Origin of the sequence: Micromonospora salmantinae (genome assembly GCF_022230905.1) — a bacterium.
GTDB lineage: Bacteria > Actinomycetota > Actinomycetes > Mycobacteriales > Micromonosporaceae > Micromonospora > Micromonospora salmantinae.
This window is the reverse complement of the sequence record NZ_JAKKFG010000019.1, coordinates 151,551-169,863: the sequence shown is the minus strand read 5'-3', so window position 1 is coordinate 169,863 and position 18,313 is coordinate 151,551. Positions and strand designations below refer to the sequence as shown.

The 18,313-nt window shown below is 70.0% G+C and carries 17 protein-coding genes and 1 pseudogene; 10 read left to right on the top strand and 8 right to left on the bottom strand.

Going from position 1 to position 18,313, the window contains the following annotated elements:
* Window positions 1-9: 9 nt before the first annotated feature.
* Complete coding sequence (locus tag PSH03_RS16765; protein WP_238689698.1) at window positions 10-948, bottom strand: helix-turn-helix domain-containing protein; 939 nt, start codon at window positions 946-948, stop codon at window positions 10-12.
* Between the two features lie 93 nt (window positions 949-1,041).
* Here PSH03_RS16765 and PSH03_RS16760 point away from each other — a divergent pair, with 93 nt between their 5' ends.
* Together PSH03_RS16760 and PSH03_RS16755 are read left to right on the top strand one after the other, a co-directional pair.
* Window positions 1,042-2,052: a saccharopine dehydrogenase NADP-binding domain-containing protein gene (locus tag PSH03_RS16760; protein ID WP_238689697.1), complete on the top strand. Its 1,011-nt coding sequence runs from the start codon at window positions 1,042-1,044 to the stop codon at window positions 2,050-2,052.
* A 248-nt stretch (window positions 2,053-2,300) separates the two neighbouring features.
* Window positions 2,301-3,815: a DUF1996 domain-containing protein gene (locus PSH03_RS16755; RefSeq protein WP_238689696.1), complete on the top strand. Its 1,515-nt coding sequence runs from the start codon at window positions 2,301-2,303 to the stop codon at window positions 3,813-3,815.
* A 77-nt stretch (window positions 3,816-3,892) separates the two neighbouring features.
* Here PSH03_RS16755 and PSH03_RS16750 read toward each other — a convergent pair whose 3' ends face one another.
* Window positions 3,893-4,372, bottom strand: a complete 480-nt coding sequence (locus tag PSH03_RS16750) for a hypothetical protein (RefSeq protein WP_238689695.1) — start codon at window positions 4,370-4,372, stop codon at window positions 3,893-3,895.
* A gap of 403 nt (window positions 4,373-4,775) precedes the next feature.
* Here PSH03_RS16750 and PSH03_RS16745 point away from each other — a divergent pair, with 403 nt between their 5' ends.
* Both PSH03_RS16745 and PSH03_RS16740 read left to right on the top strand, forming a co-directional pair.
* Entirely contained in the window at window positions 4,776-5,954 is a 1,179-nt protein-coding gene (locus PSH03_RS16745) for a DUF418 domain-containing protein (protein WP_238689694.1), read from the top strand.
* Window positions 5,955-5,963: 9 nt separating this feature from the next.
* Window positions 5,964-7,055 carry a winged helix DNA-binding domain-containing protein gene (locus PSH03_RS16740; protein WP_238689693.1) on the top strand — a complete coding sequence of 364 codons (1,092 nt, stop codon included), beginning with the start codon at window positions 5,964-5,966 and terminating at the stop codon, window positions 7,053-7,055.
* A gap of 13 nt (window positions 7,056-7,068) precedes the next feature.
* On the opposite strand, the gene PSH03_RS16735 is transcribed toward PSH03_RS16740, so the two are convergent.
* The 3 genes from PSH03_RS16735 to PSH03_RS16725 form a co-directional block, all read right to left on the bottom strand.
* The gene (locus PSH03_RS16735; protein ID WP_210784277.1) at window positions 7,069-7,512 is read right to left on the bottom strand and encodes a DUF5990 family protein; all 444 of its coding nucleotides are present in this window, start codon (window positions 7,510-7,512) and stop codon (window positions 7,069-7,071) included.
* Between the two features lie 14 nt (window positions 7,513-7,526).
* Window positions 7,527-8,129 (bottom strand): TMEM175 family protein, encoded by a 603-nt coding sequence (locus PSH03_RS16730; protein ID WP_238689692.1) that lies wholly within the window; start codon window positions 8,127-8,129, stop codon window positions 7,527-7,529.
* 194 nt (window positions 8,130-8,323) lie between these two features.
* On the bottom strand, window positions 8,324-8,794 hold the full coding sequence (locus tag PSH03_RS16725) for a hypothetical protein (RefSeq protein ID WP_238689691.1): 471 nt from the start codon (window positions 8,792-8,794) through the stop codon (window positions 8,324-8,326).
* A 156-nt stretch (window positions 8,795-8,950) separates the two neighbouring features.
* On the opposite strand from PSH03_RS16725, the gene PSH03_RS16720 reads away from it, so the two are divergent.
* The 3 genes and pseudogenes from PSH03_RS16720 to PSH03_RS33190 all read left to right on the top strand — a co-directional run.
* The gene (locus PSH03_RS16720; protein WP_210784272.1) at window positions 8,951-9,652 is read left to right on the top strand and encodes a DUF4396 domain-containing protein; all 702 of its coding nucleotides are present in this window, start codon (window positions 8,951-8,953) and stop codon (window positions 9,650-9,652) included.
* Window positions 9,653-9,823: 171 nt separating this feature from the next.
* Window positions 9,824-12,439 (top strand): rifamycin-inactivating phosphotransferase, encoded by a 2,616-nt coding sequence (rph, locus tag PSH03_RS16715; RefSeq protein ID WP_238689690.1) that lies wholly within the window; start codon window positions 9,824-9,826, stop codon window positions 12,437-12,439.
* A gap of 51 nt (window positions 12,440-12,490) precedes the next feature.
* A pseudogene (locus PSH03_RS33190) lies at window positions 12,491-12,697 on the top strand (serine hydrolase); the annotation flags it as partial.
* 15 nt (window positions 12,698-12,712) lie between these two features.
* Here PSH03_RS33190 and PSH03_RS16705 read toward each other — a convergent pair.
* Window positions 12,713-13,279 carry a dihydrofolate reductase family protein gene (locus PSH03_RS16705; RefSeq protein WP_238689689.1) on the bottom strand — a complete coding sequence of 189 codons (567 nt, stop codon included), beginning with the start codon at window positions 13,277-13,279 and terminating at the stop codon, window positions 12,713-12,715.
* A gap of 141 nt (window positions 13,280-13,420) precedes the next feature.
* On the opposite strand from PSH03_RS16705, the gene PSH03_RS16700 reads away from it, so the two are divergent.
* Window positions 13,421-14,095, top strand: coding sequence for a winged helix-turn-helix transcriptional regulator (locus PSH03_RS16700; RefSeq protein WP_238689688.1), 675 nt, complete (start codon window positions 13,421-13,423; stop codon window positions 14,093-14,095).
* Between the two features lie 105 nt (window positions 14,096-14,200).
* On the opposite strand, the gene PSH03_RS16695 is transcribed toward PSH03_RS16700, so the two are convergent.
* Window positions 14,201-15,115, bottom strand: a complete 915-nt coding sequence (locus tag PSH03_RS16695; protein ID WP_238689687.1) for an SDR family NAD(P)-dependent oxidoreductase — start codon at window positions 15,113-15,115, stop codon at window positions 14,201-14,203.
* 100 nt (window positions 15,116-15,215) lie between these two features.
* On the opposite strand from PSH03_RS16695, the gene PSH03_RS16690 reads away from it, so the two are divergent.
* On the top strand, window positions 15,216-15,881 hold the full coding sequence (locus PSH03_RS16690; RefSeq protein ID WP_210784263.1) for a TetR/AcrR family transcriptional regulator: 666 nt from the start codon (window positions 15,216-15,218) through the stop codon (window positions 15,879-15,881).
* 138 nt (window positions 15,882-16,019) lie between these two features.
* Here the strand turns inward: PSH03_RS16690 and PSH03_RS16685 are convergent, their stop codons facing one another.
* Entirely contained in the window at window positions 16,020-17,024 is a 1,005-nt protein-coding gene (locus tag PSH03_RS16685; RefSeq protein WP_238689686.1) for a hypothetical protein, read from the bottom strand.
* A 231-nt stretch (window positions 17,025-17,255) separates the two neighbouring features.
* Between PSH03_RS16685 and PSH03_RS16680 the strand changes: the two genes are divergently transcribed.
* Window positions 17,256-18,275: a glycoside hydrolase family 43 protein gene (locus tag PSH03_RS16680; RefSeq protein ID WP_238689685.1), complete on the top strand. Its 1,020-nt coding sequence runs from the start codon at window positions 17,256-17,258 to the stop codon at window positions 18,273-18,275.
* Window positions 18,276-18,313 lie beyond the last annotated feature (38 nt).

Sequence of the window (18,313 nt, the reverse complement as noted above, 5' to 3'; positions counted from 1 at the left end):
GCCGTGCGCTCAGGCGCTGCGGAAGGTACGCCGGTACGCGTCCGGGGGCACGCCGACGGTGCGGTGGAAGTGCCGACGCAGCGTCGCGGCGGTGCCCATGCCGGCCGCCTCGGCGATGGCGTCGATGCTGTGGTCGGTCTGCTCCAGCAACTCCTGGGCGCGGCGGATCCGCTGCGTCGACAGCCACAGCAGTGGTGTGGTGCCGGTGGCCGAACGGAAGTGGCGGGCCAGGTTGCGTGAGCTCATGTTCGCCTGCCGGGCCAGGTCCTCGACGGTCAGCGGCCGGTCCAGGCGGGCCAGGGCCCAGGGAAACAGGGCGGCCAGCGGGTGGTCGTCACGGGCGGGCACCGGGGTGGTGACGTACTGGGCCTGACCACCGGCGCGGTGCGGTGGCACGACCAGGCGGCGGGCGACGGCGTTGGCGACGGTCGAGCCGTGGTCGCGGCGGATCAGGTGCAGGCAAAGGTCGATCGCGGCGGCCTTCCCGGCGGAGGCGAGCACGGTGCCGTTGTCGACGTAGAGCACGTCCGGGTCGACCCGTACCCGGGGATAGCGGGCGGCCAGCGCCTCGGCGTGCGCCCAGTGCGTGGTGGCCCGCAGCCCGTCGAGCACCCCGGCGGCGGCCAGCACGAACGCGCCGGTGCACAGTGAGACCATCCGGGCGCCCGCCCGGTGGGCCGCGCGGACCGCGTCGAGCAGGTCGGGGGGTACGTCAGCGTCGACGTCCTCGACCGACGGGATGATCACGGTGTCGGCGCGGGCGAGCCGGTCCAACCCGTCGTCGGGCGCCAGCAGGAAGCGGCCGATCCGGACCGGGGCGGGGCCGCAGATCGCCACGTCGTACCAGGGGTCGGCCAGGCCGGAGGGGTCGTGGGCGAAGACCTCGCAGGCAAGAGCCAGCTCGAAGTGCAGCATCCCGTCGGTGGCGGCGATCGCGACAAGGGCCATGTCCGAAACTGTACGGGGATTGGCGTTCCCGACACTGGTCGGTCGTCGGCAGCTGCGAAAGACTGGGCCCAGTCGATCTTCGAGGGGGCAACGATGGGCCACAGCGTGGCGGTGTTCGGGGCGTACGGGCACACCGGACGGTTCGTGATGGCGGAGCTGCGCGAGCGCGGGTTCGGTGCTCTGCCGGTGGGCCGCGACCCGCGCCGGCTGGCGGCGTTCGGGGCCGGCTACCGGGTGGCGTCGGTCGACGATCCGGCCTCGCTCGACGCGGCGCTGACCGGCGTGGACGCGGTCATCAACTGCGCCGGCCCGTTCGCGTCCACCGCCGCCGGTGTGATCGATGCCGCGCTGCGCGCCGGGATCCCGTACGTGGACGTGGCGGCCGAGATCGAGGCCAACCTCGACACGTTCACGCACTTCGCCGAACGCGCCCGGGCGGCCGGTGTCGCGGTGGTCCCGGCGATGGCCTTCTTCGGCGGGCTCGGTGACCTGCTCGCGACGACGGCGATGGGCGACTGGACGTCGGCCGACGAGGCGCACGTCGCGTACGGACTGAGCAGCTGGCACCCGACGGCCGGGACGGTCGCCGCAGGCGTCGTCTCCCGCGAGCGCCGCGCCGGCCGCCGGGTCCGCTACACCGGCGGCCGGTTGGAGTACCAGTCCGGCGGGGAGCTGCCGAGGGTGGACTGGGACTTCCCCGCGCCGTTGGGCCGGCGGACCGTCCTCGGGGAGTTCACCATGGCCGACGTCGTCACCATCCCCCGCCATCTGGCCATTCCCGAGGTTCGCACCTACATGACCGCCGACGCCGCCACCGACCTGGGCGCCGCGGCGGCGCCGGTCGCGGTCGACGGGCTGGGCCGGTCCGCGCAGACGTTCACTGTCGACGTCATAGTGCGTCGCGGCGACGTGCGCCGCCGTGTCGTGGCCAGTGGCCGGGACATCTACGCCGTCAGCGCGCCCCTGGCCGTGGAGGCGGTCGGGCGCGTCCTCGATGGTCGGACGAGGACCAGCGGCGTCGCCTCCGCCGGCGAGATGTTCGACGCGGCCGACTTCCTGCGCGCGCTGTCGCCGGCCATCCGCGTCGAACCGGTCAGTGACTGAGGTCGAGAATTCGGCCACAATTCGTTACGCGAAATCTGTAATCATCGAACCAGAACGGGGCGACGGGACTTAAAAGAAACTTAAGGCTGTACGAGCGAAAAATTGTCATCGGGGGCCGCCGCGCTGGCTGCCAGGGCACTTGGCGACCGGCCTCCTTAATTCTTTCCCCGCGAGTTGATGCAGGCTCCTGACGTGCACATACTCCTTCCGACAGAGCTTTATCGTCGACTCGAAGGAAACCACTGGTAATGCGGACTCCCCCCGCGCACGTCGCACCGCCGGATCGGGCACGAAAGCGTCGTCGCCTCACTCGCATCACGCTCGCCTCTGCGGTCGTCGCCGCATTGGCCGGTAGCGGCATCTACATCGCCGGCGCCCAGGCCGAAGAGGTCGCCGTGCCCGGCCGGGTGCAGGCAGAGGGCTTCGCGGCACAGTCCGGGGCACAGACCGAGGGCACCGGCGACGCCGACGGCGGCCGTAACGTTGGCTGGCTGGCCAGCGGCGACTGGCTGCGCTTCGACGGTGTGTCGGTAACGGGCGTCGACCTGACGGCCCGGGTCGCCTCGCACAACGCCGCCGGCGGCACTGTCGAGTTGCGCCTCGGCGCGCAGAACGGCCCACTGCTGGCCAGCTTCCCGATCACCCAGACCGGCGGTTGGCAGAAATGGACGACCGTCACCGCGAAGGCGCCCGCTGTGCCGGCCGGCGCGCAGACCGTCTTCGCGGTCATGAAGAGCACCTCGACGTCGGATTTCGTGAACCTGAACTGGTTCACGTTCGGCCCCGCGACGGGCACGTCGCCGAGCGCCTCGGCCACGCCGAGCACGTCGGCCACCCCCTCGGCCACGCCGAGTTCCACCGCGTCCGCGTCCGCGTCCCCGTCGACGTCCGTCCCGCCGAGCGCACCGGCCGGCGGCTGGGTGCCCGTCGACCAGGCCAAGTGGAGCAGGGAACTGGCCGCCTTCAACGCCATCAAGCCGAAGGCGGTGCCGCCGGGCACCACCCGGGTGCCGGAGTTCCACACCGACTGCGGCGTCGCGAATTCCGCCCCGGACGACCCGATCGTCCTGCCGAACCTCTCGGGCGCCTCGCACATGCACACCTTCTTCGGCCCGAAGATCGACGCCTTCACCACGACGGACAAGCTGTTCGCCGCGGCGAACACCTGCAACGCCCCCGGGGACAAGAGCGCCTACTGGACCCCGGAGCTGCGCAAGGACGGCAAGGCCGTGCCGATCAAGAGCATGCGCGTCTACTACGGCTCGCGGGTCAAGGACCCGTCGACGGTGAAGCCCTTCCCGCCGGGCCTGGTGGTGGTCGAAGGCGACGCCAAGCGGCAGGTCGACACTCCGAAGAACGCCGGCAGCAACCAGTTCTGGTGCGCGGGCAGCGCCGAGATCGGCCGCAGCGCCGACGGCAACTGGCCGAGGTGCGCCCCCGGCGGCAACCTGATCTTCCAGCTCGTGTTCAAGGACTGCTGGGACGGCAAGAACATCGACTCACCCGATCACAAGTCGCACATGGGCGACCCGGTGAACGGCGTCTGCACCGGCAAGTACCCGGTGGCCGTGCCGGATCTCTCCTTCATGGTCAACTACGAGTCGCTGGGCGGTGACGGCCTCAGCCTCTCCTCCGGCAAGCCGTCGTCGATGCACGGCGACTTCATGAACGCCTGGGAGCCGGAGCGTCTCGGCGACCTGGTGAAGTCCTGCCTCAACCAGAACGCCAAGTGCGGCGTCGACACGACCTTCGCCGGCGGCTGACCGCCGCCTCCGTATTGACGGACGGCCCCCACGCCTGAGCGTGGGGGCCGTCCGTCATCACACCCGACCTGCGACGGTCAGAGAACCATGCTGACCCCGTTGGCCTTGCACGCGGCGCTGACGTCCTTGCCGGCCTTCTCGAAGGCCGGGTTGTCGGCGGCGGTCGCCGGGTCCGCCGCGGCCGCAGCCTTGGCCGCCTCGGCGGCGAACGTCCGCAGGGCGTCGGCCAACTTGCCGTCGCCGGTCGAGGCGACAGTGGTCACCTTCTGCTCCAGCCCGGTCAGGATCTTCTTGAAGTCCGCCGCCGACGCGTCGCCAGTCGTGGCGACCTTCACCATCTCGGTCCTCATCTCGTCGCTGGCCTTCTTCACCGCCTCGCAGAGCTGCTTGTCGGTCGCCGCGCCCGCGGCGGGTGACGAGGCCGGAGCGGCGGCAGCGGAGGTGGCAACAGCGGACGGGGCTGCGGAGGTGGGAGGGGGCGTGGTGGATCCGGCGGTCGTCGCCTTATCGGCGTCGCCACAGGCGGCGAGGGCCGTCGAAACGGCAAGGATCAACATGGCGGAAGCAAGACGGGAAGATTTCACGGACGCGGACGATAGTCGAAGTCCGAACGATGATCAATTCGCTCGGCGTCCCGCCCACCCTCGGCGGCTCCACAGTGTTCGGTCACGGTGAAGCCACGTCGCGAAGCGCGAGGATGGAGGTCGCCGTCAGTGCGACGGCGCGGTCCTGATCGTGCGACAGGTCCGTAAGGCGCGTACGGCGGCGCTTCCCGGAATGTCCGCCAACGCCTCGGTCAGCCGTCGCCGTGCGGACGGTGCGACACCACTCTGCCCAAGGCAGGCGACGAGCCGGTTCGCAATCTGGTCTGCCACCGCGGGGATGGTGTCTTTTCGTCACGACGGTCCGTGTGACGGAAACACTTCACGGCAGCGGGTCACGCTCCGGAGGCTGGACACCATGAATGTGACCCGGCTCGACCGACCGGGCGACGGCCACCCACAGCCCTCGCCCGGGGACACCCTCTCCCGCATCACCGTCGTGGACGCACTGCGCGGAAGCGCGCTGCTGCTCATCCTGCTGGTGAACATCGCGTTCTTCAGCTCCGGCTACGACTTCCACCTGGTCGACGATCCGACGCGCGGCGCCGTCGACCTGCTGATCGCCGGCGCGGTGGAGCTGTTCTTCGCGATGAAGGCGTACCTGCTGTTCGCCTTTCTGTTCGGCTACAGCTTCACCCTGCAACTCGAATCCGCGGCTCGGCGCGGAGTGGAATTCCGCCCGGCGTTCCTGCGCCGGCTCTCCGGGTTGTTCGTTCTCGGCGTGCTGCACGCGGTGCTGCTGTTCCACGGCGACATCCTCACCACGTACGCGCTGCTCGGTCTCGTGCTGTTCGCGGTCCGGCGGATCGAGCCCCGCACCGCGCTGATCGCGGCGGCGTCCATCATCGGCGGCATCGCCATGGTGGTCGGGATCGCCGCGGTCCTCGGCGCCACAGTGGTTCCGGACGAGGCCGCCGCACTCGGCGCCGGTGCGCGTTCGACGCTGGCGCTGGGCGGCGGCCTCGGCGATGTCGTCCTGGAGCACCTGCGGTCGATGCCGGCGATGATCGGCGGTCTCGCCGTGCAGGGGCCCCTGGCGTTCGCGGCGTTCCTCGTCGGCCTCGCCGCCGGCAAGCACCGGCTGCTCGCCACCGTGCCCGCCCACCAGGACCTGCTACGCCGGTGCGAACGGGTGGGCTACCCGATCGGTCTGGCCGGTGCCGTCGTGTTCGCGGTCGGTGGTTCCACGGCGAACCTGACCGGACTGATGGTCAGCATCGTCACCGCGCCGTTCCTGGCCGCCGCCTACGCCGCGACCCTGCTGCGCCTGTTCACGCGGCGGCCGCGCCTCGCCGACGCGTTCGCCCCCGCTGGGCGGATGGCCCTGACCAACTACCTGGCCCAGTCGCTCGTGTGCGTGCTCGTCTTCACCGGCCTCGGGTGGGGCCTGGTCGGCCGCACCTCGTCGGCACAGACACTGCTGATCGCACTGGTGATCTTCGCGGTGCAGCTGGTGGTCAGCTCGTGGTGGCTGCGACGGTTCCGGTACGGCCCCGTCGAATGGGCACTGCGCGCCTGGACGCGCCGCCCCAACTAGGGTGCTGACATGGTCGATCGGCACCAGGTGATGAACTTCCGGGTTCGGGCCCAACAGCTCGACCGGGCCGAGGGCACACTCGCCGACACCGCCGTGCTGGACCTCGGGGTGCAGAACACCGGTCCGGACGGCGGGCGGTGGGCGCTGGCGATACGCGGGGTCGACGTGACCGCGTTGTCCGACGCGGATCTGGTCCTGCTGTGGACGGTGCGGGGTGCTCCCCACCTCTACCGCCGGGCCGACGTTGCGAAGGTGGCGGCGGCCGTCGAACCCCACTCCTCGGCCGACGCGGGCAAGCGCATCTACGACGCCGCGAAACCGTTGAAGGCCGCCGGCATCGACACCCTCGCGGCCCTGGACGAGATCGCCGAGCGGATGCGGGCCATCGTCAGCACGCCGACGGTCAAGGGGGACGTCTCCGGCCGCCTGGCCACCATGCTGCCCGAGCCCTACCTGCGGTTCTGCCGCCCGTGCGACGCCACGCACCTCTACGAGATGCCGTTCCGGCTCGCCGCCCTGCGGGCCGGACTGGAGTTGCAGCTCGACACCTCACCCCCGGTCCTGCGGCGCATCACCGGGTTCAGGAAGGCAGCCGCTGCGGGTGACCGCTTCGACCTCATCCGCGCCTATCTTCGCCTGCTCGGTCCGGCCACCCCGAAACAGGTCGCCGACTACCTCGACACCCCGGTGAAGGACGTGAAGGCGCACTGGCCCGACGATGTGGTCGAGGTGACTGTCGACCGCGAGGTGCGCTCACTGCTGGCCGCCGACGAGGCGGCGCTGGAGTCGGCCGACAGCACCGTCACCCGACTGCTCGGCCCGTTCGACCTGTTCCTCCAGGCCAAGGACCGGGCAACGCTGGTGCCGGACGCCGCCCGCGCCAAGGAGCTGTGGCCGGTGTTGGGTCGCCCCGGCGCCGTCCTGGTCGACGGCGAGTTGGTCGGCACCTGGCGGCCCCGCAAGTCCGGCAGGACGTTCACCGTCGCCGTGAGGCCGTGGCGCCGGTTGTCGGACGCCACCCGTGAAGCCATCACCGCGCAGGCCGAACACCTCGCCGCGTACCGCTCCGTCTCCCTCAGCGGCGTCGACTTCGGCAGCTAGTCTTCGACGACACTCACTCCACCGCCCAGGCGACGGCGGGCGGGCGCACCCGAGCGCAGATCGGCCCACCGGTGGCATCGGTCAACCCGACCCGGCCGACCAGCGTCCCGTTGCCCTCGTGGGCGGCGCGCAGCAGCTCGGTCGGCACGTCGGTGAACATCAACTTCGCCCGTCGGAACATCGCGAAGCCGTCCTGGGTCACCGCGCCCCAGCTCAGATAGATAAACCGAGCCCCGGGGCGGCCGTGCACCCAGGGGCCACCGACGTCGAGCGCACCGTCGATCTCGCGGCTGGACACCTCGAAGGACCAGGTGGCGCTGGCCGCGTCGGCCGGCACCTGATCGACGACCTCGGCCTTGCGCTGAACGCCGACGTGCACGTTGCCCAACCGCAGCGCGTCGGCCTCCGCACCGGGACGCTGACCTGGGAGATCGCTGCCGTCGATCCTGATCCGCATGGCACCGACTCTAGTTACACGGCCGTTTGTCCGGCGGTGTCGTCCTCGCCGTACTCGCCGCGGATGGGCAGGTAGTAGGCGGGCAGGAACCCGGCGATGATGGCGACTCCGGCGATCGGCACGAACGCGCCGACGAGGATGCCGGAGCCGATCCAGACCAGCGCGAGCGCGAAGCGGCGACCGATGGCCCGCGCCCCGAACGGACCGAGGCCGGGGTCCAGCAGGTTGGCCCGCCGCAGGTGCGCCCACACGATGTTGAAGAGAGCCGCAGCCGTCCACAGTGTGCCGCCGTAGACGACGACCGACGCGCGTAGCCCCTGCTCCGCGCGCAACGCCTCGGCAAGCAGTGACGTGGAGAACGGCAGGAACGCGATGACCATCAGGAGCAACGTGTTGAGGAACAGGACCCCTCGGTCGACGTGCCGGACGCGATCGAACATGACGTGGTGATTCACCCACACCTGCCCGATGAGCAGGAAGCTCAACGTGTACGCCAGGTACGACGGCCACAGCGCACCGAGCCCCTGGACGAGGCGCCCGAAGTCGTGGGGCGGTTGGATCTCCAGCACGAGGAGCGTCACGGCGATCGCGAAGACACCGTCGCTGAAGGCCAGCAACCGGCCCGGGCTACGGGTAAGCCGTGAAGTTTCCCTTTTGGGAGGCACATCCGTAATTATGCTATACGTCAGCTTTCATGTCTGGGCAGTGATCGGGGCCGTTCTGCGCAGGTAGGTCTCGGCCAACTGGCGAAGGCGCGTCCGGTCGAAGCTGTCCCCGTGGCCGGGATGGAATCGGCGGGTGCCAGGAGACGTCAAATGATCGCGAAGAGACGGTCAGCGGGGTCCACGACCGCAGCCAGCACCGCGCCCGGCACGAGCGCCGGATCGTCCGCGCGGATCGTGTCCGCCTCGAACGGCGTGAACCCCGGCCCGCTGATCCACAGACGGAGTTCCAGCCCGGGATTCTCGCCGTCCAGGTGGTTCGCCACCTGGAGAACCTCTGCCGTCGCGGCGACACCGGCCGCGGCCAACCGACGCGTGTCGCGACGGGATCGGGCGACCACCCGCCAACCGAAGACGCCGAACCCGACACCGATGGCTGTCGCCAGGACGCCACCGACCAGCAGACCCCAGAAGTCGCTGGACGATCGCGGTGGGTTCAGCGTCACGGCGGCGACGAGCAGGACCGGTCCGGGTAGGCAGATGGCCAGGAAGACGAATCGGCTCAGCAGCGCGCCGATCGGGCCGACACGCGCTTCCGCTTCGCGAGGGGCACTCGTCACCCTCGCACCGTAGTGCAGCGGCCGGCTGGTTCACTCCACCGTCCGGGCGGGGCCGGGGAGGGTGAATCCGTCCGTGCCGGAACGCGGGAACGCCCGATCTGCCGATCTGAACGAGTACGCCGTGAAAGACTCGCCCGGCTGACGGAAGGGGCGGGAATGCATCCAACCTGGCTCGTAGCGCTCTCGTGGACTTCGCTCGCACTCGGCGTCGTCAGCATCGCGGTCGTGCTGGCCGACACCTATCTCCGCGGGCACCGGCAGCCGGTCCGGGTCATGGAGATCGTCTGGCTGGTGACAGTCCTCTACATCGGCCCGGCCGGCGTCCGCCTCTACTGGAACTGGGGCAGGCCCGAGGCGTTCTCTCGACGGCGGCACGAGGGTCAACCACGACGGCCCCGCCGGGGCATCGTCGTCACTCACGTGTCCCGCTGCGGCGCGCACTGCACTCTCGGGTTCATCGTCGCCGAGGTCGCCCTGTACGCAGTGAGATTCGACCCGGCCGAGGACCCGCTGTGGGTCGGCTACGCCGGCGACTACCTGATGGCGGTGACGATCGCCGTGCTCTTCCGGTACTTCGCCGGGCCGGGTCGCAGCCTCGGAAAGATCCGGCACGCACTGTCGAACGTCGGCAGGATCGAGCTGCGGACGATCACCACGTTCGAGGTGGCGCTGTTCGTGTGGCTGGCGCTCGCACATCGGGTGATCTTTACGGAGCCACACCTGCGACCCGACAGCCCCACGTTCTGGTTCGCCGGTCAGCTCGGGCTGATAGCTGGCTTCATCGCGGCCTGGCCGACCGCCTCCTGGCAGCTCGGCAGAGGGCTGAGAATCGAGCCGCGCCGACTGCCCGACGACTGAACGGGCCCGGCCGCCCTCGAAGAACAACAAGCGGCAACGAGATCCCTCTCCCTGCCACTTCTAACGTATACCGCACCCGGGGGCTTGCGGCAAGGCCCCGGTCGTGGCGCAGAATCGGCGGCCGGACCAGCACGAACGAGGCAACGGGGGCACGACGTGGGTGTGTTGTCGATGGACGGGGGCCGCGACGACCGGGCACCGCTGTTGGATCTTCGAGAGGTCGACGAGACGCAGGTGTCAATTGTCGGTGGCAAGGCCGCGCACCTGGGCGCGCTGTCCCGGATCGACGGCATTCGGGTGCCGGCGGGGTTCTGCGTGACGACGGCCGCCTTCCGGCGGATCATGGCGCAGACGCCGTCGATCGACGACCGACTCGATGAGCTGTCGCGCCTGAGCCCGGACGACCGGGAGGCGATTGGCCCGCTCAGCGCGGAGATCCGCCGCAGCGTCGAGGAGACCGCGATCCCGGGCGACCTGGCCGCCGCGATCACCGGCGCGCTCGCCCGGTTCGGCGAGCAGGCCGCCTACGCCGTGCGGTCCAGCGCGACGGCGGAGGACACGCCCACCGCGTCCTTCGCCGGGCAGCAGGACACCTACCTGAACGTGGTGGGGCCGGAGGCGATCCTGCGGCACGTCGGCCGGTGCTGGGCGTCGCTGTTCACCGAGCGGGCCGTCATCTACCGCCTGCGCAACGGCATCGACCACCGCACGGTTCAGATGGCTGTCGTCGTACAGCAGATGGTTTTTCCGGATGCCTCCGGCATCCTGTTCACCGCGGACCCGGTGACGGGCAACCGGAAGGTCGCGACAGTGGACGCCAGCTTCGGCCTCGGTGAGGCCCTGGTGTCCGGCCTGGTGAACCCGGACGTCTTCACGGTGCGCGACGGCGAGGTCGTCGCCGGCACTGTCGCCGCGAAGCAGCGTGCCGTCGCCGCGCTGCCCGGCGGCGGCACTCGGGAGGTGGAGATCGACACGCAGCGGCAGGAGCAGCCGGCGCTGACGCGGGCTCAGGTGGTGCGACTCGTGCGGCTCGGTCGACGGATCGAGGCGCACTTCGGCCGTCCGCAGGACATCGAGTGGTGCCTGGTCGGCGACGACTTCCAGATCGTGCAGAGCCGACCGATCACCACGTTGTTTCCCATCCCGGTGGCCGATGACCAGGAGAACCACGTGTACCTCTCGGTCGGTCACCAGCAGATGATGACCGACGCCATGCGACCGCTGGGGCTCTCCATGTGGCAGCTGACGGCCATGGCCCCGATGCTGGCGGCCGGCGGGAGGTTGTTCGTCGACGCCACCCGACTGCTGGCCTCCCCCGCCAGCCGCGCCGGCTTCCTCACTATGGCGGGGCGCGACGATCCGCTGATGAAGGACGCGCTGGAAACCCTGATCGACCGCCGGGACTTCATCCCGACGCTTCCGGACCAGGGCGGTCCGGGTAAGCCGACGACCGGCGGCGCGTCCACGTCGATCGAGACCGACCCGGCCGTCGTCACCGAACTGGTCGAACGCAGCGAGGCGTCCATCGCCGCCCTGCGGCGCGACATCGCGACGGTGACCGGTACGGCGCTGTTCGACTTCCTGCTGGAAGCCTTCCAGGAGCACAAGCGGGTCCTCGGTGATCCGCTGAACATGCAGGCGATCATGGCCGGCATGGAGGCCACCTGGTGGCTCAACGACCGGCTGCACGAGTGGCTGGGCGAGAAGAACGCCGCGGACACTCTCACGCTCTCCGCGCCCGGCAACATCACGTCGGAGATGGGGCTGGCGCTGCTCGACGTCGCCGACGTGATCCGTCCCTGTCCGGAGGTGGTGGCGTTCCTCCAGGACGTCGCGCACGACGACTTCCTCGACGAGCTGCCGAAGGTCGCGGGCGGGGCCGAGGCGCGCGTCGCCATCGAGGCGTACCTCGACCGGTACGGCATGCGCTGCGTCGGCGAGATCGACATCACCAGGCCGCGGTGGCGCGAACGCCCCAGCACGCTGGTGCCCGTGCTGCTGGACAACATCAAGCTCTTCGAGCCGGGGGCGGCCCGGCGGCGCTTCGAACAGGGCCGACAGCAGGCGCAGCGGCAGGCGCAGGAGGTGTTGACGCGCCTGCGGGCGCTGCCGGACGGGCAGCAGAAGGCCGACGAGACCGCGCGGATGATCGACCAGGTGCGGGCCTTCATCGGCTATCGGGAGTACCCGAAGTACGACATCGTCAGCCGCTACTTCACCTACAAGCAGGCCCTGCTCGCGGAGGCCGAACGCCTGGTGCGCGCCGGGGTGCTCACCGAGGCCGAAGACGTCTTCTACCTCACGTTCCACGAGTTCCACGAGGTCGCGCGCACGCACCGGGTGGACGACGAGCTGATCCGGCAGCGCCGGGACGCGTTCCGGTCGTACCAGACGCTCACCCCGCCCCGGGTGCTCACCTCCGACGGCGAGGCGATCACCGGGGCGTACCGACGCGACGACGTGCCGGCCGGTGCCCTGGCCGGTGTGCCGGTGTCCTCCGGGACTGTCGAAGGACGCGCCCGCGTCATCCTGGACATGGCGCAGGCCGACCTCGAAGCGGGTGACATCCTCGTCACGGCCCACACGGACCCGAGCTGGACGCCCCTGTTCGTCGGCATCGCCGGGCTGGTGACGGAGGTCGGCGGGTTGATGACGCACGGCGCGGTGATCGCGAGGGAGTATGGCCTGCCGGCTGTCGTCAGCGTGCTCGACGCCACCCGGCTGATTCGCGACGGGCAGCGGATCCGCGTGCACGGCAGCGACGGGTACGTCGAGATCCTGCCCTGACCGACGGGCTTCAGGAGGGCCGATGATGGCGGTTTCGGTCCGACGGCTGCCGGCGCGGCGCTGGTCCGCGCCGGGGTGCCGGCGGGTTGGGTGGTCGGGGACAAGACCGGGACCGGCGGGTACGGCACCCGCAACGACATCGCGGTGATCTGGCCGCCCGACCGGGCCCCGATCGTGCTCGCCGTGCTGTCCAGCCGCGAGACGAAGGACGTCACCCCCGACGACGCCCTCATCGCCCAGGCCACCCGGGTGGTCGTCGCCACCTGTGAGCACCTAGGCGGGGTGGTATTTCACCAGGACGACTCCGGAGGCGAAGGGTTCGGCGGACACCAGCTCCAGTCGTGCCGGCGGCTGACCACCGTCGAACAGCGCCCTGCCTCGACGAAGGAACACGGGGTGCACCAAGAGGTGCAGCTCGTCGATGAGCCGGAGATCGGCGAGGGATCGGATCACTGTGAGACTGCCGTAGACCACGATGTCGCCACCGGGCTCACGCTTGATGTCGGTGATCCCGTCGGCGTCGAGGCGAGAGAGTCGCCGGGTGTTCGCCCAGGTGGCGGTGTTTCCCGAGGCGGAAACGACGATCTTCTCCAACGTGTCGAGGCGTTGGGCGTACCCCCGCACGACGTCCGGCTGGTCGGGGTTCTGCGCGGTCGACGGCCAGTGGCCGGCGAAGTCGGCGTGCGTGATCCGGCCCAGCATCAGGCTGCCGGCGTTGTCCACCAGGGCCCGCTCGTATTTTTGCAGGTGGTCGTCGACCAGCAGCCAGTCCATCTCGTCGTCGGGGCCGGCGACGAACCCGTCCACCGTGATCCACATCGACACGACAATCTTGCGCAAGTCGTCCTCGCCCTCATGGTGTGGTGAGCCCCGGGGTCCAGCTTCACGTCACTTCGGCAGGCTCACGTGAGCCACGCTAGGGGTCCAACTCCTAAAGAACAAGTGATACTCCTAAATGAGGATCCAGGTAGGGTGGACGCCATGAGCGGCATGCGCAGTTACGGAGATCCGTGCGGTGTCGCGCGTGGACTGGACATCATCGGGGAACGATGGGCGCTGCTGGTGGTACGCGACCTTCTGCTCGGCCCCCGGCGGTTCAACGACCTGCTCGGCGGCCTACCCGGGGTGAGCCCCAACGTGCTGAGCCAGCGACTGCGCCAGTTGACCGAGCACGGCGTGGTGCGGCGGCGGGACCTGGGCCCGCCGACGCGGGTCCACCTTTACGAGTTGACCGAATGGGGCCGCGACCTGGAGCCGGTCCTCCTTCAGTTCGGACGCTGGGGAAGCCAGTCCCCCCAACTTCCCGACGGCCCCCTCGGCGTCGACTCCCTGCTGCTCAGCATCAAGGCCGCGTTCGACCCGGCGCGCGCGCCGGCACTCGCCGGCAGCTACGCGTTCCACATCGACTCCGACACGTACCTCGCCGACGTCGCCGGCGAGGCGGTGCAGCTCCGGCGCGGCACGGCGTCCGACCCCGATGCGGCGCTCACCACCGACATCGACACCCTTCGGGCAGTCTGCGGGCAGGAGATCACCATGGCGGCGGCGACGGAGTCGGGCGCCCTGCGGTTGAGCGGCGACGAGGAGGCCAGGCGGCGCCTCACCGACCTGCTCCTGGCCCCGTTCACACCCGCACCCCAGCCCGCCACGCCCTGACTCCCACCCGCCCAGCCCGCCACGCCTCGGCGCCCAACCGCCCCGGCCGAGTCGATCATGGAGTTGTGATGGGCCACAAAAGCCGCGGTCCCGCCCTTGGCACGGTCACGCCGTGACGGTTGCCCTGCCCACCGGGAACCGCACGCCGGTGAGGCCCTCCGAGACGGCCCAGAGGCGTTGCTGCACGCTCACGTCGTACGAGTCGGGGCTGGAAGTGACAAGCCTCGGGTAGCCGCGCGCCTCGGCCAGGCCGTCGGGGCCGTAGTACTGCCCGCCGAGGACGGACGGGTCGGTGGCGGCCCGCAGGGTGGGCAGCGCGCCCGCCGTCGCGGGCTGGGTGATCACCGGGGCGATCCAGGTGAGCGGTCGGCGGACGACCGCCGGGACGTTGCGGGGCAGTTCGGTGTTGGAGATGCCGGGGTGTGCGGCCACCGCGACGGTGGTGCCGTGCGCGGCGAGCCGGCGCTGCAGCTCGTAGGTGAACATCAGGTTGGCGAGCTTCGACTGGCCGTAGGCGGCGACCCGTCCGTAGGAACGGTCCCACTGCAGGTCGTCGAAGTGGATGGCGCCGCGGATGCGGTGGCCGTTGCTGCTGACAATGACCACCCGGGAGCCGGGCACGGGCAGCAGCAGGTCGAGCAGCAGGCCGGTGAGCGCGAAGTGGCCCAGGTGGTTGGTGCCGAACTGCAGCTCGAAGCCGTCGCGGGTGGTCTGCCTCGGGGTGTACATCACGCCGGCGTTGTTGATCAGCAGGTCGATCCGTGGGTGGGTGGCGCGCAGGCCGACCGCGGCGGCGCGCACCGATTCCAACGAGGCCAGGTCCAGTTCCCGTACGGAGACGTCGCCGTTGATCCGGGCGGCGGCCAGCCTGCCCTTCTCCGTGTCGCGCACGGCCAGCACTACCGATGCCCCGCGCTCGGCGAGTCGCCGTGCCGTCTCGAAGCCCAGCCCGGTGTTGGCACCGGTGACCACTGCGACGCGGCCGTCCTGGCGCGGAATCTGCTGCTCGGTCCACTTCATGTCAGGCTCCTTATGTACCGCCGGTAACTTATGCCAGAACGGTAAGGTACCGCCGGTACGCTGTCAAGGGACCGCCGGTACCTAAGCTAGGGTTGGCGTCATGACGTTCCAGCGGGCACGCAGCGAGGAGCAGCGTGAGGTCCGGCGCCGGGCCATCCTGGAGACGACCTCGGCGATGCTCGACGAGATGCCGGTGGCCGAGGTGACCCTGAACGAGCTGAGCCGGCGGGTCGGCCTGGCAAAGACGGCGGTGCTGCGCTATTTCGAGTCCCGCGAGGCGATCCTGCTCGACCTGCTGGACGACCGGACGACGACCTGGCTGGCCGAGCTGGAACAGGAGCTGGCCCACGGTGTCGACCTGAGCGGGCCGGCGATGGAACGGGCGGAGCAGGTGGCGGACGTGCTCAGCCGGTCGCTCGCCGCCCAGACGGTGCTCTGTGATCTCTTCGGCGCGCAGGGCGGCGTGCTCGAGCACAACGTCTCGGTCGAGGTGGCCCGCCGGCACAAGCGGGCCGCACTGGGCAAGCTCGCGGTGATGGCCGACCTCGTCCGGCGGCACCTGCCCGAGGTCGGCGACAACGCCGAACTGTTCTGCCTGAACACCTTGATCATGGGTGGCGCACTGTCCGCCTACACCTCGCCGCCGCCGAGCCTGCTCGCCGTCTACGAGTCCGAGCCGGCGCTCGCGGTCCACCATGTCGACCTACGCACAGCCCTGCGGCTCGCGATCGTCACATCGCTCGTGGGCATACTGCCGCGCTCCTAGCCTTTCGAGCCAGGCAGGCGCAGCGGCTGCCGGGATGCGGCCACACCGACAGCTCGGGTGGTGCACATCGAGCATGATCGTCACGCCTTGCCCGGCCTCGATTCCGGACGCGGCTGCGTGCCGAACGGCGACACCGTGTCAGGCCGTTGTCATTCCTCGGGTGGCCAGCTCGCTGAGCGACGCGACGCCGTTGTCGCCGAGCGCCGCCCGAGCCGCTGCGGGCTTGCCCAGCTCGAACACCTCGACGAGGAGCGTCGGCGATCCGGACCGGCGGCGGATCCCGTCGACCTCCTGCCGGTCAGGGTTGAACGGCAACGTCGGCCACTGGTTGGCGGTCACCTGCCAGTCGGACGAGACGGCCGCGACCAGGCCGTCCAGCAGGGTCGCGTAATCCTGCGGGCTGATCGCCCGACCCAACCCGTACCGTTCGCGCAGAGCGAGAATCTCGGGCGTGGGCTTCTTGGAGGAGTAGCTGTCGTTGATTCCGAGCCACCAGTGGGCGAAGTAGGTGCCCTGGTAGCCCTGGGCAAGGTAGCGCGACCCGTCGTGGTGCACCTCGATGATGAAGTTGTGCACCTGCGGGAACTGGCAGTCGAGCAGCAGGACGGTAGCGGTGCTGACCGGCTTGACGAACAGCGCCTTCTTGAGCGCCTCACCGCCGCCAGTCCCGTAGGTCTCGCTCGACACGCGGGCCAGCTTTCCGCCTGCGGCGTGCAACTTCTCGCGAATCTGGAACGCCGCCATCCCGCAGTTCGCCCACCTGCGGCTCTCGTCGCGCAACGCGATCTGCGGGTCGCCGGTCCTGCCCGTACTGCCCACCGCCGCCTTGAGCTTGACCAACTCGTCGTCGTCGACGGCCTGGTCACGACGCCGCTGGCTGTTGTCGGTGGTGAGCGCGGCCTCGCGCTGCGCGTAACTGGTCGCGGCGGTGATGGCTTCGGCCCACGTACCGAAGCTCTGGCCTGGCTTCAGCGCGCTCTCCGACCAGTTCACCAGGGCACCGACCACCTCTCCCCGACGGTCGGTGGGCAGGAGCGGTTCGATCCTGGTCAGGATGTCGCCGCACGCCTTCTCGTCGGTTTCCAGGTTGGGGATCTGACCGTTCGGTGGGTAGGCGTCCTTCTCCTCCGCGATGATCAGCATCCGAGCCCCTCCATTGTCCTCTGTGTACCGGTCGCCCTCATGGCGAACCGGCTTCCAGATTGGACCCTGCGTGAGCGGGCGGACACCCAACGTCGGACTTCCGTCGGATCGCGGTTTCACCGCTCGCCACAGGCATGCATCACGCCCAGCAGGCGTGGACGGGGCTGTTGGCGGCCGAAGATCCGGGATAGCCGAACCCTTCCGCGACTCCTCTCCGTCCTGCTGGCCGTCGTGCTCGCCACCGGCCTGTCCCCGCTCGGCGCCGGGCCGGCGGCGGCCGGGCAGACCGGCCTGCGAGCCGCCGATCCCAGCGTGATCCGCGTCGGCGGCACCTACATCTCCGTCCAGTCGGTCAACGGCGGGATCGCCGTTCGGCAGGCGGCCTCTCCCGACGCGCTGGCCGCCGCACCCGCGCGGCAGGTCTGGACGGACAGCCGCAACCTCGGTGAGGTCTGGGCCCCGGAGATCGTCACCGATGGCGGCCGCTACTACATCTACTTCTCGGCCGGGCGCGGCACCGCCCACCGCATGTACGCGATCCACTCGGCGTCACCGGCCAGCGGCTACACGACCGAGCGGCAGCTCGCGCTGCCCGACGGCAGGTGGGCCATCGACGGCAGCCTGTTCACCTTCAACGGGCAGCGGTGGTTCGTCTGGTCGGGCTGGGCCGGGGACACCAACGTCGAGCAGAACATCTACCTCAGCCGGATGAGCGACCCGCTCACCCCGACCGGTGGCCGGCACGTCATCTCCCAGCCCCGCGAGAGCTGGGAGCGCGTGGTCGGCAACCCGTTCATCAACGAGTCCCCCGAGGCGATCAGGGACCCCAACGGGCAGCTCCACATCGTCTACTCCGCCAACGGCAGTTGGAGCGACCAGTACTGCCTCGCCGACCTGCGGCTGCGCGCCGGCGGCGACCCGACGTACGTGTGGGACTGGTACAAGTCGAACGGCTGCCTGTTCGGCTCGAACCGGGCCACCATGATGGCCGGCTGGGATCCGACCCTGCACGTGAACGGGCCTGGCCACCACAGCTTCGTGCTGCTCAACGGTGACATCGCCACCAGCCCACCCGCCGGGCCGAGGTTCCCACTGATGTACCACGGGGTGCCCAAGGGCACCGCGTACTCCTGGGCGAACCGCTACTGGTACACCGGCACCTTCTGCTGGTGGGGCAACACCACCTACCGCCGCGCCAACGTGCCCGGCCCGACGGCCGACACCGGGTTCAGCATCAAGTTCTTCGAGTGATCCGGACGTGCATCCTGTCCCTACGTCAGTGACGTCGG

Excerpts from the sequence above, each read along its gene's own strand:
- PSH03_RS16765 (WP_238689698.1), bottom strand. The coding sequence starts at position 948 with ATGGCCCTTGTCGCGATCGCCGCCACCGACGGGATGCTGCACTTCGAG.
- PSH03_RS16760 (WP_238689697.1), top strand. The coding sequence starts at position 1,042 with ATGGGCCACAGCGTGGCGGTGTTCGGGGCGTACGGGCACACCGGACGG.
- PSH03_RS16755 (WP_238689696.1), top strand. The coding sequence starts at position 2,301 with ATGCGGACTCCCCCCGCGCACGTCGCACCGCCGGATCGGGCACGAAAG.
- PSH03_RS16750 (WP_238689695.1), bottom strand. The coding sequence starts at position 4,372 with ATGTTGATCCTTGCCGTTTCGACGGCCCTCGCCGCCTGTGGCGACGCC.
- PSH03_RS16745 (WP_238689694.1), top strand. The coding sequence starts at position 4,776 with ATGAATGTGACCCGGCTCGACCGACCGGGCGACGGCCACCCACAGCCC.
- PSH03_RS16740 (WP_238689693.1), top strand. The coding sequence starts at position 5,964 with ATGGTCGATCGGCACCAGGTGATGAACTTCCGGGTTCGGGCCCAACAG.
- PSH03_RS16735 (WP_210784277.1), bottom strand. The coding sequence starts at position 7,512 with ATGCGGATCAGGATCGACGGCAGCGATCTCCCAGGTCAGCGTCCCGGT.
- PSH03_RS16720 (WP_210784272.1), top strand. The coding sequence starts at position 8,951 with ATGCATCCAACCTGGCTCGTAGCGCTCTCGTGGACTTCGCTCGCACTC.
- rph (WP_238689690.1), top strand. The coding sequence starts at position 9,824 with ATGGACGGGGGCCGCGACGACCGGGCACCGCTGTTGGATCTTCGAGAG.
- PSH03_RS16700 (WP_238689688.1), top strand. The coding sequence starts at position 13,421 with ATGAGCGGCATGCGCAGTTACGGAGATCCGTGCGGTGTCGCGCGTGGA.
- PSH03_RS16695 (WP_238689687.1), bottom strand. The coding sequence starts at position 15,115 with ATGAAGTGGACCGAGCAGCAGATTCCGCGCCAGGACGGCCGCGTCGCA.
- PSH03_RS16690 (WP_210784263.1), top strand. The coding sequence starts at position 15,216 with ATGACGTTCCAGCGGGCACGCAGCGAGGAGCAGCGTGAGGTCCGGCGC.
- PSH03_RS16685 (WP_238689686.1), bottom strand. The coding sequence starts at position 17,024 with ATGCTGATCATCGCGGAGGAGAAGGACGCCTACCCACCGAACGGTCAG.